Below are 15,437 nucleotides of genomic sequence, written 5' to 3'. Positions count from 1 at the left end.
TTCAACGGCGGGATGCACTCAACGAGTGCATCCCGCCGTTTGTTCACTGGCTAATCACTGCCCAGTCACGCTTTAGCGCCCATGTTAGCGTTGAATCCATGACCAAGAATCTGGATATCAGCAGTATCTCGCTCGCTCAGATATCAGCTGTTATCGCAGTTGTCGACTACGGATCCTTCACCGCAGCGGCTGACATTCTTGGAATTTCACAACCCTCACTTTCGCGCCGAATCCAGGCGCTTGAACACAGTTTGGGCGTACCAATTTTCCGTGCAGCCGGGCGCACCATGCACCTGACAGATACTGGACGAAGCATCCTCCCGGCCGGCCGGCGCATCCTCGATGAGCTCTCTTCCATCAACGCACTTGGTGCTTCCACTCGGGAGTTGACTACCGGTTCGCTCAAGGTGGCCGGACTGCCTTCCTTGATTGGCAGTGTCCTGCCTGAGTTCCTCGGCCCATTTCATCAACAGCATCCGGGAATCCACATCGAGATCCTCAGCGCCGAAGACCATGAGCAACTCATCGAGGTGGTCCGACTGGGTAGCGCGGACCTCGCTCTGGGAGTCAGCCACAGCGTTCCTGCGGATATGCACTCGCAGTTGCTCCACCACCAAGAATTCACCGCAATAGTTTCAGCTGACCTTCCGGAGAATGTAGCGGTTGATGCGCAGCTGCTGAACAGTCTCACCCTTGTCAGCCTGCCGCAGGGCACCTCCATTCGAAAGATCACCGACGAGGTCTACCGCGGGTTTGGATGCACCCCGCCCAGGGTCATCACCACCACTCAGCGCGATGCTTTAGTGCAGCTAAGCATTGCCACCGGCGCCATCACCATGGTTCCAAGCATCATGGCTAAGTCAGCCGAAGTTTACGGTGGGCGTCAACTTGCTCTGCCACAGGGTGCCGGGCGCATCATCGGGGCGATCTATCGTCGAGGCTCCTTCCAGAACCCCGCGCTCACCGAATTCCTTCGTTTCCTGTAAGCCTCCATTCCGCGAGCTGTTCACCCGATGAAGTAAGGGATTCTCAGCCTTTTATAGCCTGAATGCATAGGTGAGCTCGGACAAGGTATTGGAACGCACCGGTAGTTCTATGGTCCGCTGGAATTTGATCTAATCCAGCTGAAGATGCCCAGGAGAAACCGATGACCAAGTTTCGCATACAACTTCGCCACCGGCGCATCACGCTACTGGTCATCGCAGCCTTGGTGCTTTCATTAGTGGTCGCAGCCGGTGGACTCTGGTTCAAACTCCAAGGCAACATTTCCACCGCAGCCATGCGTGGTTCCGAGTCCGCACCTACAGACTCGCGTATGGATCTGAACATTCTCCTACTGGGATCCGATACCCGTCAGATGGAAAGTTCAGGTTTTGGTCAGGCCTCAGGAGCACGCAGTGATTCGATGGTTCTGGTGCATATTGCCGCCGGCAATAAGCGCATCGACGCAGTGCAGATCCCACGCGATACCCTGGTTGACATGCCTGCCTGCGCAGACACGGGTGCCGGAGAATTTGCTGGCGGACTTGCGATGATGAACTCTGCGTTGAACTATGGGCCCGCCTGCTCGGTGAGCGCTGTTGAATCTCTAACCTCAGTGCATTTGGATCACTTTATTGAGATCAACTTTGAGGGATTTATGTCCATCGTTGATGCCCTCGGTGGAATCAACGTCTGCCTGCCGGTAGCGATGAAAGATTCCAAAGCGAACTTGGATCTGCCAGCCGGAGAACAAACGGTCAATGGCAGCGATGCACTGGCCTTGGCACGCACCCGTCACGCAGTGGGCGACGGTAGCGATATCGCACGTCTTGGCCATCAACAGATGGTGATGTCGGCAATCGTTCAGCAGGCCACCAGCAAGGAAACACTGGCCCACCCGGACCGGTTGTACTCGTTCTTGGATGCGGCAACATCCTCGTTGACGGTCGACCCTGGACTGAGTTCCCTGGCTGACCTGACCTCATTGGCAGTGCGGGCCCAATCGGTGCCAACGGATCAAATCACCTTCATGACCATGCCTTGGCAGCCAGCACCACAGAACAAAAATCGGGTGATTCCCTCCGCCGGCGCACAGAGCCTCTTTGCGAGTTTGAATGAGGATTCCCCGGTAGTCACCGAAACTCAAGACACCACACACGATGCACCGGTGCAGATCTTCAACGCCGCCCAGGTTCCTGGTCTTGCCGCCGAGTACTCCGCCAAGGCTGCAAAGCAGGGGTTTAACGTGACTTCGGTGACCAACGCGAGTGCAGTGGCCGACAAATCCACACTGTTGACTGCCGATACCGAAGAGGCCCAACAGACAGCAAAAGCCCTGGCCAAGGCACTAAACCTAAGCATCAAGCCAACTACTGCTGACGTTAATGGGGTTCAGTTAAACCTCGGCCAGAACTATCAAAGCTTGACTCAACCGGAAAAGTCACCGGTGAAAACCACTAATCGCAAGGCTAGCCAGAGCCTTTGCGGTTAATGGTTTCTGCTTAGAACTCCAGATCCAGATTCTCGTTGATTTCCTCGATGCTAAATACGGCAGGGTCAAAATCTTCACCCGGCTGCAGTGCCGCATCTTCGGGAATCACGTCTTGCATCATGGTCAAAGGCGCATCATTTTTTGGCCCTTGAACCATTTCGGACCAGTTCCCTGGTCCACCGCTGTCTTCCAACGGACCCATTCGGCGCCCGCCGATACACCGAGGCAACTGACCATCATCGGACTTAAGCACGTCCTCCACTTCAATGCCGATCCGCCAATCATCACCAAAGTCATAGGTGTAGCTTAGGCGGTCTTTAGGCTTTTTGAAGAGCTTGGAGAGTAGTACCGTCGACTCGTCGTGGTCACTTTCCATATAGGAGTTCTGCGGTCCATAGCTGATCTTATGGTTCTGCCCGTAGAACTGGTGCAGGTGAGAGTCGGACCAGTCGAAGCTGATCTGGATGATGTCGTGTAGGTCCCCGAGGTTCAAGTCAGCTGGAACCAGCACGCGACGCCAGATCGGTGGTTTTACATCGCGCAGAGAGAGCTTAAGCTGCAGCACTTTCCCGGTGTACGGTTCAGTCCGCTTTTCTCGCTTAGGCTCTTGCTCATCATCAAGCGAGAATCCAAAGGGATCAGCCACCGCTTGGCTTGCAGGTTCTTCTTCCGGCTCTTCGTTATCCAGATCGGTCAGTGCGAGGCGAACAATTCCCGGAATGTCGTAGGTGCTTCCTTCGCTCACCAAGCCAAGAGCACGAAGCAGTTCCATGCGCTGATGTGCACCGGCCCAAGCAGCTTCCGAGAACATCTCGTCACGGGCAGCAGCAACCGAATGTGCTTCTGCGTCAATGGCTTCGAGCAGCCAGAGGTTCGATAGACCCCAGGATTCAAGAGATTCCTCGTCTTCTTGTTTCGGCTGTTCCAGAAGCAAATCAAGGATGGCCTTGAGGTAGGTGTAATTGCTTTCGAAGGCGGTCGCCTCGTCCGGAGCTATGAGGTCGCGCGAGGTTGAGCCCAGTTCCGGCAGCGCAGCCGTTTTGGTGTCCAGTGCCTCGGCGATTTCGAGGGCAGAAAGCACCACCGCAACAACGTAGTGACGACTTGTTGAGTCTAGGTCCTTCGGGAACAGCCCGCGTACCGCATGAGCGGCTTGAGAAACGTATTCAGGGCCCGGACCCGCAGCCCAATATTCGTGACCGCTGGTGGTGGCCCAAGTAAGAAGCTCCCGACCCATTTTGGAGACCGACATTTGGGCAATTTCAGCCACTGCAGCCTCTGCAGTTTCCGGAACATCCAACGGCTTTTTTGCATCTTCATCGTCGAAGGGGTCATCGGCATCGATGGCTGCCAGCAACCACTCGAGGCTGGCTGGATCTCCAGCCCACAGGTCACTGTCGAGCAAGAAGTCCAAGTAGACGGTCCACGCGGTGAAGACTAGATCGCGCAATTCTCCGGAGTCATCATCCGGGTCTTCGGCCTCTTCAAATTCGATGGTCGCAGTCAACACGGTGAATAGCTGTGGCGGTTCAAAGTCGGTGACGCTGCGAAGTTCAATCGCCTCAGCGTAGGAGCTCAAAGTTTCGGTCACGACGGCCAGAACCATAGGCGCCAGTTCGTTATCCCCATGTCGCGCTTCAAGCCACCGGGTGAACTGAACGGCCAGCGCATCTAATCCGCGCTTAACCTTTGCGCGCTCAATGGAGACGACATCTCCTTGCAGTCGCGCCGGGTGCCCTTGCTTGGGCTTCTGCTTCTTCTTTTTCTTGGCCACTGAGCTGTTATCCCATCGTTGCTTTGCTTATTTTCAAGGCTACGTGTCACCCCTAGCAGATAGCCAACATTTGAGCTGCCTGGACTTCACGCGTGCCCGACTGCGCCGGGCCGTTGGTAGGGTGAAATCATGATTGATATTGCCACCTTGCATTCAGATCTGTCCCGCCTGGGTCGCGAAACCGCGACGATGTCCTCCACCGTGCAGAGCTTATCCGCTGAAGAACTAGCCGCCGCATCCCTTTGTGAAGGATGGAGTCGAGCACAGGTCATCGCGCACCTCGCCTCCAATGGTCGCACCCTGGTTAAGCTCATCGATTGGGTCACCAGCGGCGAACCACAACAGCTTTACGCTTCTCAAGAAGCCCGCAATGCAGAGATTGACCAGCTGGCCGCGTTGCCACGCGAAGAACTATTGGCGGCTTTTGATGAATCCGCTACCTATTTTGCCCAGCAGTCCGAACGCCTTAGCGGCGAGCTAGCTATCCAGGAAGTGGACTTGCACGGCAAGGTCATCCCTGCCACCGCGCTGGTTGCCCTGCGGATTTGTGAAATTGTCATCCACCATCATGATCTTGATACCGCGTGGACCATTGCGCAAGCCGAACCGGACTCCCTTGAAGACTCGGTGGAAGCCGCCGTGCGCACCATGCGGTTCAAGAATGCTCCGGGTATGACACTGCTCAGCGAAGAAGGTGACCAGTGGGTGATCGGTGATGGCTCGTTGACCGTACGTGCTGACCGTGCAGCCTTAGTTGACTGGTTGGCCCGTGGAAATGCCCGCGACATTAAGGCTGACGGACCGATCCCCCAACTGCCTACTTGGTAGAAATTCGGTCATCAATCTAAGAAGAAAGAACCAGCAGTGATCCCCGTTATTGTGCTCACCGGATACCTCGGCGCGGGCAAGACCAGTCTGCTCAATGGCTTGCTCACCCGGCCCGGTACTCGCGTTGGCGTGATCATCAACGATATCGGCAAGATCAACGTGGATACCGGGCTGATCACCGGGCAGATTGATGCCGCCGAATCAATCGCCGGAGGCTGCGTCTGTTGCTTGCCCGATAGCGGTGGCCTCGATGAACTGCTGGAAAAGTTGGCTGCGCCCAAGCTTAGGTTGGACGCAATCATCGTTGAGGCCAGCGGTGCTGCCGACCCGATCAACGTGGATCGCTTGTTGCGTTACGGCAATGCTCCCGGGGTACGCCCGGGCGGCATTATTGATGTCATTGATGCGGTGCAGCATGAACACACGGTGGACACCGCCGCTATGGCTCCTGCCCGCTTCACCGCGGCCAGCCTCGTGGTGGTCAACAAGCTGGACATGATCCCGGAAGACTCCCGTGAGGAGACCTTCAAACGGATCAGCAATAGGGTCCGGGAAGCCAACCCGCAGGTAACCATCGTGCCGGCCAATCATGCGGCAATTGATCCCGAACTAGTCTTTGATATCGCGCTGAACGAGGATCCAGTGGACGAACTTCCATTGGCTGCCGCCTCGCGAGCTGAACATGATCACGTTCATGCCCCGCATGCCCACGCGGTCACTGTGCCTTGTGGTGAAGCCGCAGATCCGGGCGCGGTACTGGACTTGCTGGAGAATCCCCCGGCGAATGCCTATCGACTCAAGGGCCACATTAAGGTGCGCACCGGCACCGGTATGCAGCGCTACCTAGTTAATATGGTTGGCAGCCAGCTACATTTTGCACCGGCAACCGCGCACAGCGATTCCGCCGATGACGCACTGGTGGCAGTTGGTATGCATCTTGATGAGCAGTTGGTTGGAGATGCGCTGCGCGCCGCTTTGGCCCCGGCAAGCGTTGAGCCGACCTCGCAGAATCTAACCCGGTTGGAGCGTCGATTGATCCTGAGCACAGGGGCTGCGCAAGATCAGGATTTGTAAGTAGCTGGACCGCGGTTTGTAAGTAATGAGATTCTGCGCCGCTTCAATATCCCAGTATTTACAGGGATCCGAGGCGGTCGTTTGTAATTGTTAATTGACAGCCCCGTAATTGTTGGGCCAAAACTTCACCAATAAAAACCGATTAGAGCAGTCGTCGCACGTCTACCTGTGTCCCAATGGATCTGCTAAGCTGGTAATAATTCTGTTGACCCCGGTCCCAACTTTTAGTTGGCATCGGGGTCGATCTTTATCTCGCTGGCAAGGTCGTGCCGTGACTTTCAAGGAACTTAAAAACTGGTCGTCCATTTCAGAACAGATTGATCAGCTAAGAGGCCGAGGGCTGGATGTTGAATGGGACCAGTCAGAGCATTGGCTTCGTTTTGTCGGCTACTACCGCTTGAGTGGTTATTGGCACCCATTTCGCGTAGTTCAGGATGACGGCACCAGAAGCTCCACCTTTGTAACTGGAGCGTCAATGAAAAACGTAGCCGAACTCTACGAGTTTGATCGAAAACTCAAAGCCCATCTTCTCAGTGGTCTAGAACGTGTCGAAGTTGCCTGTCGATCCCGCATAGCAGATGTACTGGGCGAACGTGATGTGAACGCCCTCGCCAATCCACAGCACTTCCGCAGTCCACAGCTCCATCACGAAATGATCGACATCGTTGACCGCAGGATAAGCCGGGCTCTAGCAGCAAAGGATCCTGTAGCGCTTCACCATCGCGATTCCTACGACGGCCGCTACCCGATTTGGGTAGCAATGGAATTCTTGGATTTTGGGGATGTTTCGCGACTATACGCGAACCTGATGGATACTGATCGAGAAAAAGTAGCGAGCTGGTTCGGATGGGTGCCTCCTGAACGTCACCCTGAGGCAAAGTTTGGTCCGGCCTTCATGAACTGGCTCAGGCATCTAACTATTGTCAGAAATACTGCCGCTCATCATTCGCGGCTTTGGAATAGGACCTTTGAACCTGTCTCCGTAAAACGACTAAATATGGTTCCTGGGTTAGAAGAACTGCGCGGTCAGCAAGATAAAATTTTTGGAACATCGCGGGTTCTCACACAACTGCTATCAGTCACGTCTCCAGGAACGACTTGGTCTAGCCAGCTAGTAAATCTCCTAGAGGACAGCTTTCAGCCCCTCGACGGAGTTTCTTGGAATCAGCTTGGGTTCCCTGCCAACTGGCGGGATCACTTCCCTAACATTTAGGTCGTCGCCCAAGGCTCGGTTCGCGCAGCTGCCAAGCATTAGCCCGGCAGCTGCGCTCGATTACTGCTTACAACGCGATCTGACGGTTCTGGTCCTTGTAGAGCAGGTAACGGAAGTTATCCGGTCCACCGGCATAACAAGCCTGTGGGCAGAAGGCGCGTAGAGACATGTAGTCTCCGGCTTCAACCTCAACCCAGTCACCGTTGAGGCGATAAACGCCCTTACCTTCCAGTACGTACAGGCCGTGCTCCATCACGTGAGTTTCGGCGAACGGGATGGAAGCACCGGGTTCAAAGGTCACGATGTTCACGCCAAAGTCGAAGGCCACATCGTTAGGATCCAGCATGCGAGTGGTGCGCCATTTGCCGTCGGTACCCGGCATTTCGCCGGGTTCAACGTCGCGTTCGTTGCCAACTACCGCAGCTGGGGCATCCACGCCGGCCAATGGTTCATAACGCTTGCGCAGCCAGTGGAAGCTGGTGAGTTCTGCGCCATCGTTCCGTGCGGACCAGGTGCTACCAGCTGGCAGGTAGGCGTAACCGCCGTCTACCAACACGTGTTCCGTGCCCTCAATAACCAAGGTCAGCGCACCGGTGAGCACAAAGATGAACCCCTGGACCTCGGCCTGAGGTTCTGGCTTGCTGGCACCACCGCCGGGAGAGACCTCCACAATGGACTGAGCGAACGTCGTCGCTCCGCCAGCCACCGGACGGTTTAATACCCAAGCGCGAGTATTGGTCCACTCGGGGAAAACGCTAGTGACGATGTCGCGCAGCACGCCCTTGGGGATAACAGTGTAGGCCTCGGTAACAATGGCGCGGTCGGTGAGCAGATCGCTTTGTGGCGGGTGACCGCCGAAGTTCGCGAAATAGGACGATGAGTTCTGAACAGCTGGAACAGTCATGATGTGATCCTTAGGCGTGAGTGCGATTCAGCGCGATCGCTTCGAGTTCGGGCAGGGAAATCTGGGCCAGCTCAGAAACTTCCTCGGCGCTCACCGCGCCGCAGGTAACCCCGCGGTGGATGTAGCGGGCCAAGGCGCGAGCGGTGGCAGGTTCATCCATGATGGTGGAGCTGATCTGGTGAACATAGTTGCGCAGCCGGGTGCCGGCCGCTTGCAACCCTTCGCGGAAGAACGCAAAGGTGGCTAGATACCGGGTAGGTAATTGGTTTTCGTGCAGGTCCCAACCCTGATAAATACCGCGGGCCAGGTGACGGGAAACCAATCGCGCGTGTAGCGCCCAGGCTTCGGCCATATTTTCTGGGTCCCCGGCCGGGATGATGTTGGTTGAGCCGTCGGAAAGCTCTACCCCGGTGCCAGCTACGGCCACCTGCATCACGTCCTTGGCGAAGTCAGCCACCGGGTGTTCCATGGACTGGTAACCGGCGGCCACACCCATGGAAGCCGAGTAGTCGTAAGTTCCGTAGTGCAGTGAGGAGACTCGACCTTGACCGGCGTGGATCAGCTGAGCCACCGGGTGGGTTCCGTCAGCGGCGATGATCACCTGTGGGGTTTCCACCTGGACTTCAAAGCGGATCCGGCCCGTTTCAAGGCCGTGGGTCTGCTCTAGCTTTTGTGCCAGCAACACCATGGCGTTGACCTGGTCTACGGTAGTGACCTTGGGAAGAGTCAGACGTAGTCCGGCAGGTAGCTCCGCGTGGGAAAGCAGCTGCGTAATGAATAGACCCAGGGTGCGAATGCCGCGTGCTCGGGTGGACGCTTCGAAACATTTAAAGCGGATGCCAATGAAGGATGGAGCCTTGCCGGCGGCCACGGCCGCAGCGAGTCGGTCGGCTGCGGCCAGTACGTCCGCGTCCTCCTGAGCATCACTGCGATTGCCGTAGCCGTCTTCAAAGTCAATGCGCAAATCTTCGATGGGTTCGCTGGCCAGCTTTTGTGCCACCAATTGAGCCAGCCGCTGTGGTTCAGCCAGGTTCAGCTTGGCAGCCAGCTCAGCCAATCCGGCTTCACTGCCAGCAGCTTTCAGAGCGTTAGCTCCCCAAGCAACCGGCAGTTCAGCAGTGTATATATCTCCGGGGACATATACAGTGTGGACCGGTTGGCGGGCCCCGGAATCACCCGGGTAGGCATGTTCCAGTAGCTGATCGGTGGCGGCCAATTGCGTTTCTACGCTGGCCAGCGTGGACTCATCGAAGGGGTTGATCATGACTTGCTCACGTACTCCTTTTCCAACAGTTCATAGGCACCGGTGGTGAGGAAGTCTGCGAAGTCCTCATCCTTGCCGCTGGTCAACGTTGCGATCAACCCGGCGGCCGGCTCGTAGTAGGTCTTGAAGTGCTCTTCATTATTAACTTCACCGCGCAGGCGTTCTACTTCTTCGCTCAGAATGGTTGATACCAATTGCGCGGTGATGGTGTTGCCGGTGTCAGTGGCTACCACTTCGTTGCGGATCTGCTGCCAGATCTGTGAACGCGAGATTTCAGCGGTAGCGGCATCTTCCATCAGGTTATGGATGGCCACCGCACCGTTACCCGAAAGCCAGACGGCCACGTAGTTCACGGCCACGTAGAGGTTGGCGCGCACGCCGGCTTCAGTGACGCCACCTGGGGCACTAGCGATGTCCAGCAGCTGAGCGGCGGTAACTTCTACCTCTGGGCGCTGGCGGTCGATCTGGTTTGGCTTATCCCCTAGCTTGGCGTCGAAGATTTCCTTGCAGATATCCACCAGGTCAGGGTGGGCAACCCAGGAGCCGTCAAAGCCGTCGTTCACTTCGCGGGACTTGTCATCGCGGACCTTCTCGAAAGCTGCGGCGGTGACTTCTGGTTCGCGACGGTTCGGGATGAATGCTGCCATGCCACCCATGGCGAAGGCACCACGCTTATGGCAGGTCTTGACCAATAGTTCGGTGTAGGCGCGCATCATGGGTGCGGTCATCGAAACGGCCGAACGGTCCGGCATGATGAACGCTTCGCCGGCCTCGCGGAAGGTCTTGATGATGGAAAATAGGTAATCCCAACGACCAGCGTTCAGACCCGAAGCGTGCTCACGCAGTTCGTAGAGGAATTCCTCCATCTGGAAAGCGGCTGGAATGGTTTCGATGAGCATCGTGGCGCGCACGGTGCCGTGGGCGATACCCAGTTCCGCCTGAGCGAAGGTGAAGATCTCATTCCACAGGCGCGCCTCGAGGTAGTGCTCCATCTTTGGCAGGTAGTAGAACGGTCCCTGCCCGGATTCAGCCAGGACCTTGGCGTTGTGGAAGAAATGCAGCCCGAAGTCCACCAGCGCACCGACGGCTGGTTCGCCGTTGATCAGCACATTGTTTTCTGGCAGGTGCCAGCCGCGTGGGCGAACTACTACAACGGCGCGTGGTGCGTCGGTGCGCAGTGCATAGGACTTACCGGACTTGGCATCGGTGAAGGCTAGGGTGCCGCGGGCGGCCGCCGAAAGGTTGGAGATGGCGTCAACCACGTTGAACCAACTCGGGGTCGAGGCGTCTTCAAGGTCGGCAAGCCAGACCTTGGCGCCGGAGTTCAAAGCGTTGATGGCCATCTTGGCTGGGGACGCTGGGCCGGTGATTTCTACGCGGCGGTCACGCAATGCTTCAGGGGCTTCAGCGACCTTCCAGTCGCCGGTGCGCACCGACTCGGTCTGTGGATCGAAGTCGATGGCTCGTGCGTCGGAGAATTCCTGGCGGCGTACCGAACGGGCGGCCAGTAGTTCGTTGCGGGTTCCGGCGAACTTCTCATGCAATTTCTGGATGAACGCTAGGGCATCATCGGAGAGGATCTGCCCGGCATCTGATACGTCGGGGATGCTGGTGATTGAAATACTCATGAGTTGTTCCTTAACCTCTTGTGCTCTGTAGTACTGCTCTGTTCCATGCGCGGGTGCTTTGACGTGCACCTTGATTTTCCACTGCAACCTGTTGCGCCGGTGGGTGTTCGGCGCTCCATCAACGATCACAGCTCTTCAAAAGATTTCCGTATAGTGGATACTATTATCCTCAAAATGAAAAGGCAAGAGGGTTTTGTGGTCTTCGGCACGGATTTTTGACGGCGAAATATCGGATCGTGGAAGAAAAGCGAGTTTCTAGGCTATTGTTGGGACGAGGATTTCGCATCGTAGAACTTACGGACCACAATCTTCCAAAATCAGTGCCTTAACCAAAGGAGTAAAAATGACGCAGGCTTCCAGCAAGTCCACCACCGGCGGAGTGCAGTCCGTTGAACGCGCATTTGAACTTCTTGAGGTCATCGCCCGCGCTGGTGGAGAAGCGGCACTAAGTGAACTCGCCGCTGACACTCCCCTACCGTTGCCTACCATTCACCGGTTATTGCGCACTTTGGTCGGTGTTGGATACGTTCGCCAGCTACCTAACCGACGCTACTCATTAGGCCCACGCCTGATCCGTCTTGGCGAAGTCGCCAACCGACAGCTTGGGGCGCTAGCATCCCCGATGCTTAAGGAATTGGTCGCCAAGCTCGGCGAATCGGCAAATATTGCAGTCCTGGACGGCGACATGGTCACCTACATCGCCCAGGTGCAATCGGCTCACTCGATGCGCATGATCACCGAAGTTGGACGCCGCGCAATGCTGCACAACTCCGGTGTGGGAAAGGCAGTGCTCTCGGTACTCGATGACGAACGGGTGCAGCGCCTCGTTTCTCAGGCGGGTATGCCACCGAAGACCGCCAATACCATCACCACTTTGGGCAAGCTGTTCACCGATGTGGAGGCTACGCGCGAACGCGGCTACGCGATTGACGAAGAAGAGCAAGAGCTCGGTGTGCGTTGTATTGCCGTTCCGGTGCCTGGAGCCCCAACTCCCATGGCCATTTCGGTCTCCGGACCGGTTACTCGCGTCGACGAAGCCTTTATGCAGACCGCAATACCCGTACTGCAGGCCGCTGCCAAGGAACTTGGTGTGCAGCTGGTTGCTGCCGCCGACTAGCCTTTCAGCTCTTCAGCCTTTGGCGGCAGAACGGTCATCCACGCCAGAGGGATCAGCACGATGCCAGCGATGATGGTCAGGACCGAGAAGGAACTGACCGCCATCAAGGGCCCAGCGGCAAAAGCAGCTGTGGCACCAGAGAGGTTCGACAGCGCATCAACGCCGCCCTGGACCGATGCGCGATCTTGTTTAGTGATGACCCTGGCAAATAACGCTGAGCCGGAAACGTTGATGAAAGACCAGCCCACGCCAAGCAAGATCAGGCTGGTCATAATCCACCCCATGTTCTGTGGATGAGCTCCGCCAGCTAAGAACGAGCCAGCAAAGATCACCAAGCCGACTGCGATAGAGAAGCGATATCCCCACCGGTCAGCCACGTACCCCACCACGGGTGCCAGCACATACATGCCCAAAATATGCAGCGAGATGGTCACCCCGACCAGAGACACCGATCCGCCGTGATGAGTCAGGTGAATAGGTGTCATCGTCATGATGGCCACCATCACCACCTGCGCGCTGAGGATCGCCACCACCGCATAACGGGCTCGCTTATTGGTGCGCAGCTCCGCAACAAATCGTTGAATGCCACCGCGCTGCCGTACAGGTACCGCCGCCTCGACGTCACGTTCGAGTTGCTGGGCCAGAAGTAATGGGTCGGGGCGCATCAAGCTGAACACCAGCACCCCGGCTAATACCATCGCGATCCCGGCGATAAGGAATGCTCCAGCGTACACATGTAAGCCCGTCGCGGCACCGATTTGTTGGGCCGGAATGCCAAGGTTTGGGCCAAGTACGGTCCCGATAGTTCCCACCCAAACGATCAGTGAGAGACTGCGACCCTTTCGCTCATCGGTGGCTAAGTCGGTGGCAGCAAATCGTGCCTGCAGGCTAATGGCAGAGCCAGCGCCGATCAACAGCAGTCCGACAAAAAGCGGGATCACCAAGTGAAATTGAGCTGCGGGCACCAAAAGTAGGGCACCGACAGCTGCCAGCCACCAACCCGAGCTCAAGGCGATTCGACGTCCGTAGCGCGCGGCTAGATTGCCTAGCGGAAGACCGAGCAAGGCGGCGCCCAAGGTGCTTGCGGTGCGGGCAAGACCTGCCCAGGCCTGACTGGAAGTAACTTCCTCGGCCAGCAAAATACCGATGGACGGGGCCACACCCACACCAATGGTTCCAAAGACTTGAGAGACAGCAAGGACCCACAGCGTTCTTTGCTGGACCTTGCTACGCGTCAGCTCATTCATAGTCTTTGTCTCGCATACCTAGCTACTGCGCGAACTGAGTTTCGTAAAGCTGCGTGTAACGCCCACCCAAGGCCAGCAATTCAGCGTGGGTTCCACGTTCGATAATTTGGCCACCTTCCACCACGAGAATCTGATCAGCTGAGCGAATCGTTGACAGACGGTGGGCAATGATCAGGGCGGTACGGTTTTCCAAGGCTTCAGCCAAAGCAGCTTGCACCGCAGCTTCATTGGAGGAATCCAGTGCGGCAGTTGCCTCGTCCAGAATTACTACCTGCGGGGCAGCCAGAAGCAATCGGGCAATGGTCATGCGCTGTCGTTCTCCACCAGAAAGTCGGTAACCGCGCTCACCCACCACAGTTTCTAATCCATCAGGCAGGGACTGGATCACCGCCAGAAGTCGGGCGCGCTCCAAGGCTTCCCAGATTTCTGCGTCGGTGGTTTCCGGGCGCGCCAGCGTCAGGTTGGCACGAATGGTTTCGTGGAACAGGTGCCCGTCCTGAGTCACCATCGATACTGACTTGCGTAGTGAGTCCAGCTTAAGTTGGCGAATATCCTGCCCAGCAAGTTGAACGCTGCCCGAATCCACGTCGTAGAGGCGGGCTAACAGCGAGGCGACGGTGGATTTACCGGCACCGGATGAGCCGACCAGCGCAAAGGTCTGACCGGCAGGGATCTCAAAGTTGATGTCGTGCAAAACTTCTTCGCCGCCGCGCGTATCAAGCACTGCAACCTCTTCAAGCGAGGCCAACGAGACTTTGTCCGCGCTCGGGTAAGAGAATCTCACGTGATCAAACTTCACTGGAACCGGGGCGCCTATTTCTAGACGATGAGCATCTGGAGCATCGGTAATCAGTGGTTCAAGGTCTAACACCTCAAAGACGCGGTCAAAGCTCACCAGTGCACTGGTAATTTCCACCCGTGCGTTAGCCAAGGCTGTAAGCGGGGTGTACAGCCTGGTCAGCAACATACCGAGGGTCACCACATCACCTGCGGCCAAGTCACCGCGAACCGCATACATACCGCCCAAGCCGTACACCAGGGCCAATGCAAGTGCGGCAACCAGGGTCAGCGCGGTGACAAAGTAGAACTGACGCATGGTCATCTTTACGCCAATGTCGCGGACGCGCCCGGCATGCTGCGCGAACACCTTCGACTCATCTTTGGGACTGCCAAAAAGCTTGATCAGTGTGGCGCCCGGAGCGGAGAAGCGTTCGGTCATCTGGTTGCCCATGCTCGCGTTGAGCTCTGCGGATTCGCGGCGCAGCAATGCCACTGACTTACCAAAGCGACGAGCAGGCAGCAGGAACACTGGCAAGAGAATCAGCGCAATGAGCGTGACCTGCCACGAGGTGGTAAACATGACGGCTGCGGTCAGGATCAGTGCAACGGTGTTTGAGACCAAGCCTGAGAGCGTTCCGGCAAAAGCGGATTGTGCACCAATCACGTCGTTGTTCAAACGGCTAACCAATGCGCCGGTACGGGTGCGAGCAAAAAACGCCACTGGCATTTTTTGTACGTGATCAAAGACCGCGGTCCGCAAGTCGTAGATGATGCCTTCGCCTAGGCGTGAGGAGAACCAACGAACAATGACTGAGGTAATCGCGTCTAGAACCGCGATTACCGCCATGATGATGGCCAGATTGGCAATGTTTCGCACTGGCGACTGCGCGACAATCGCATCGACTACTCGGCCAGCCAATACTGGCGTCACCACTGCCAGAACTGCGGCGATGACGGAGAAGAACACAAAAATCAGCAGACGGGTCTTGTACGAGGCAGCAAATTTCAGCACTCGCTTTGGCGTTGTGGAGGCGTAGGCCTTGCCTTTGTCGCCGGAAAGTTTCCACAGCGAATGCCAAGCGGCAGTTTCCATGCTCATGAATATTTGCTCGCAATTCTGCTCAAGGTGTCAGCG

The 15,437-nt window shown here is 56.7% G+C and carries 12 protein-coding genes; 6 read left to right on the top strand and 6 right to left on the bottom strand.

Translation table 11 applies throughout. The features are described from left to right. Nucleotides 1-98: 98 nt before the first annotated feature. Both N6V40_RS03535 and N6V40_RS03530 read left to right on the top strand, forming a co-directional pair. Nucleotides 99-986: a LysR family transcriptional regulator gene (locus N6V40_RS03535; protein WP_131089517.1), complete on the top strand. Its 888-nt coding sequence runs from the start codon at nt 99-101 to the stop codon at nt 984-986. 161 nt (nt 987-1,147) lie between these two features. Further along, nucleotides 1,148-2,473: an LCP family protein gene (locus N6V40_RS03530; protein WP_262199036.1), complete on the top strand. Its 1,326-nt coding sequence runs from the start codon at nt 1,148-1,150 to the stop codon at nt 2,471-2,473. A gap of 10 nt (nt 2,474-2,483) precedes the next feature. On the opposite strand, the gene N6V40_RS03525 is transcribed toward N6V40_RS03530, so the two are convergent. Continuing rightward, nucleotides 2,484-4,247, bottom strand: a complete 1,764-nt coding sequence (locus N6V40_RS03525) for a plasmid pRiA4b ORF-3 family protein (RefSeq protein ID WP_262199035.1) — start codon at nt 4,245-4,247, stop codon at nt 2,484-2,486. 129 nt (nt 4,248-4,376) lie between these two features. Here N6V40_RS03525 and N6V40_RS03520 point away from each other — a divergent pair, with 129 nt between their 5' ends. From N6V40_RS03520 to N6V40_RS03510, 3 genes are all read left to right on the top strand, one after another. Further along, on the top strand, nt 4,377-5,075 hold the full coding sequence (locus N6V40_RS03520) for a maleylpyruvate isomerase family mycothiol-dependent enzyme (protein WP_262199033.1): 699 nt from the start codon (nt 4,377-4,379) through the stop codon (nt 5,073-5,075). A gap of 36 nt (nt 5,076-5,111) precedes the next feature. Next, a complete protein-coding gene (locus tag N6V40_RS03515) occupies nt 5,112-6,149 on the top strand; it encodes a CobW family GTP-binding protein (protein ID WP_262199031.1) in 1,038 nt (345 codons plus the stop codon). A gap of 271 nt (nt 6,150-6,420) precedes the next feature. Next, nucleotides 6,421-7,362, top strand: a complete 942-nt coding sequence (locus N6V40_RS03510) for an Abi family protein (protein WP_262199029.1) — start codon at nt 6,421-6,423, stop codon at nt 7,360-7,362. 67 nt (nt 7,363-7,429) lie between these two features. On the opposite strand, the gene N6V40_RS03505 is transcribed toward N6V40_RS03510, so the two are convergent. Genes N6V40_RS03505 through aceB form a run of 3 tightly spaced genes read right to left on the bottom strand, consistent with a single transcriptional unit; the run spans nt 7,430 to nt 11,158 of the window. Continuing rightward, complete coding sequence (locus N6V40_RS03505) at nt 7,430-8,266, bottom strand: bifunctional allantoicase/(S)-ureidoglycine aminohydrolase (protein ID WP_131089521.1); 837 nt, start codon at nt 8,264-8,266, stop codon at nt 7,430-7,432. A 10-nt stretch (nt 8,267-8,276) separates the two neighbouring features. After that, on the bottom strand, nt 8,277-9,530 hold the full coding sequence (locus tag N6V40_RS03500; protein ID WP_262199028.1) for a DUF6986 family protein: 1,254 nt from the start codon (nt 9,528-9,530) through the stop codon (nt 8,277-8,279). Further along, entirely contained in the window at nt 9,527-11,158 is a 1,632-nt protein-coding gene (gene aceB, locus N6V40_RS03495) for a malate synthase A (RefSeq protein ID WP_262199027.1), read from the bottom strand. The genes N6V40_RS03500 and aceB overlap by 4 nt, the downstream gene beginning before the upstream one ends. Nucleotides 11,159-11,501: 343 nt before the next feature. Here aceB and N6V40_RS03490 point away from each other — a divergent pair, with 343 nt between their 5' ends. Then, on the top strand, nt 11,502-12,275 hold the full coding sequence (locus N6V40_RS03490) for an IclR family transcriptional regulator (RefSeq protein ID WP_131089524.1): 774 nt from the start codon (nt 11,502-11,504) through the stop codon (nt 12,273-12,275). Here N6V40_RS03490 and N6V40_RS03485 read toward each other — a convergent pair. Both N6V40_RS03485 and N6V40_RS03480 read right to left on the bottom strand, forming a co-directional pair. Next, nucleotides 12,272-13,522, bottom strand: coding sequence for an MFS transporter (locus tag N6V40_RS03485; RefSeq protein WP_262199026.1), 1,251 nt, complete (start codon nt 13,520-13,522; stop codon nt 12,272-12,274). The two genes, N6V40_RS03490 and N6V40_RS03485, sit on opposite strands and share 4 nt — an antisense overlap. A gap of 22 nt (nt 13,523-13,544) precedes the next feature. After that, entirely contained in the window at nt 13,545-15,401 is a 1,857-nt protein-coding gene (locus N6V40_RS03480) for an ABC transporter ATP-binding protein (RefSeq protein WP_262199025.1), read from the bottom strand. Nucleotides 15,402-15,437: the final 36 nt, after the last annotated feature.

The sequence above is a fragment of the Glutamicibacter sp. M10 genome (assembly GCF_025452055.1).
Taxonomy (GTDB): Bacteria; Actinomycetota; Actinomycetes; order Actinomycetales; family Micrococcaceae; genus Glutamicibacter.
The sequence above is the reverse complement of the archived record's forward strand: the minus strand, read 5'-3'. Positions and strand labels throughout refer to the sequence as shown.

What these genes read in the sequence shown, in the direction of transcription:
- N6V40_RS03520 (WP_262199033.1), top strand. Translation starts at nt 4,377, where the DNA reads ATGATTGATATTGCCACCTTGCATTCAGATCTGTCCCGCCTGGGTCGC.
- N6V40_RS03490 (WP_131089524.1), top strand. Translation starts at nt 11,502, where the DNA reads ATGACGCAGGCTTCCAGCAAGTCCACCACCGGCGGAGTGCAGTCCGTT.
- N6V40_RS03480 (WP_262199025.1), bottom strand. Translation starts at nt 15,401, where the DNA reads ATGAGCATGGAAACTGCCGCTTGGCATTCGCTGTGGAAACTTTCCGGC.
- N6V40_RS03505 (WP_131089521.1), bottom strand. Translation starts at nt 8,266, where the DNA reads ATGACTGTTCCAGCTGTTCAGAACTCATCGTCCTATTTCGCGAACTTC.
- N6V40_RS03530 (WP_262199036.1), top strand. Translation starts at nt 1,148, where the DNA reads ATGACCAAGTTTCGCATACAACTTCGCCACCGGCGCATCACGCTACTG.
- aceB (WP_262199027.1), bottom strand. Translation starts at nt 11,158, where the DNA reads ATGAGTATTTCAATCACCAGCATCCCCGACGTATCAGATGCCGGGCAG.
- N6V40_RS03535 (WP_131089517.1), top strand. Translation starts at nt 99, where the DNA reads ATGACCAAGAATCTGGATATCAGCAGTATCTCGCTCGCTCAGATATCA.
- N6V40_RS03485 (WP_262199026.1), bottom strand. Translation starts at nt 13,522, where the DNA reads ATGAATGAGCTGACGCGTAGCAAGGTCCAGCAAAGAACGCTGTGGGTC.
- N6V40_RS03500 (WP_262199028.1), bottom strand. Translation starts at nt 9,530, where the DNA reads ATGATCAACCCCTTCGATGAGTCCACGCTGGCCAGCGTAGAAACGCAA.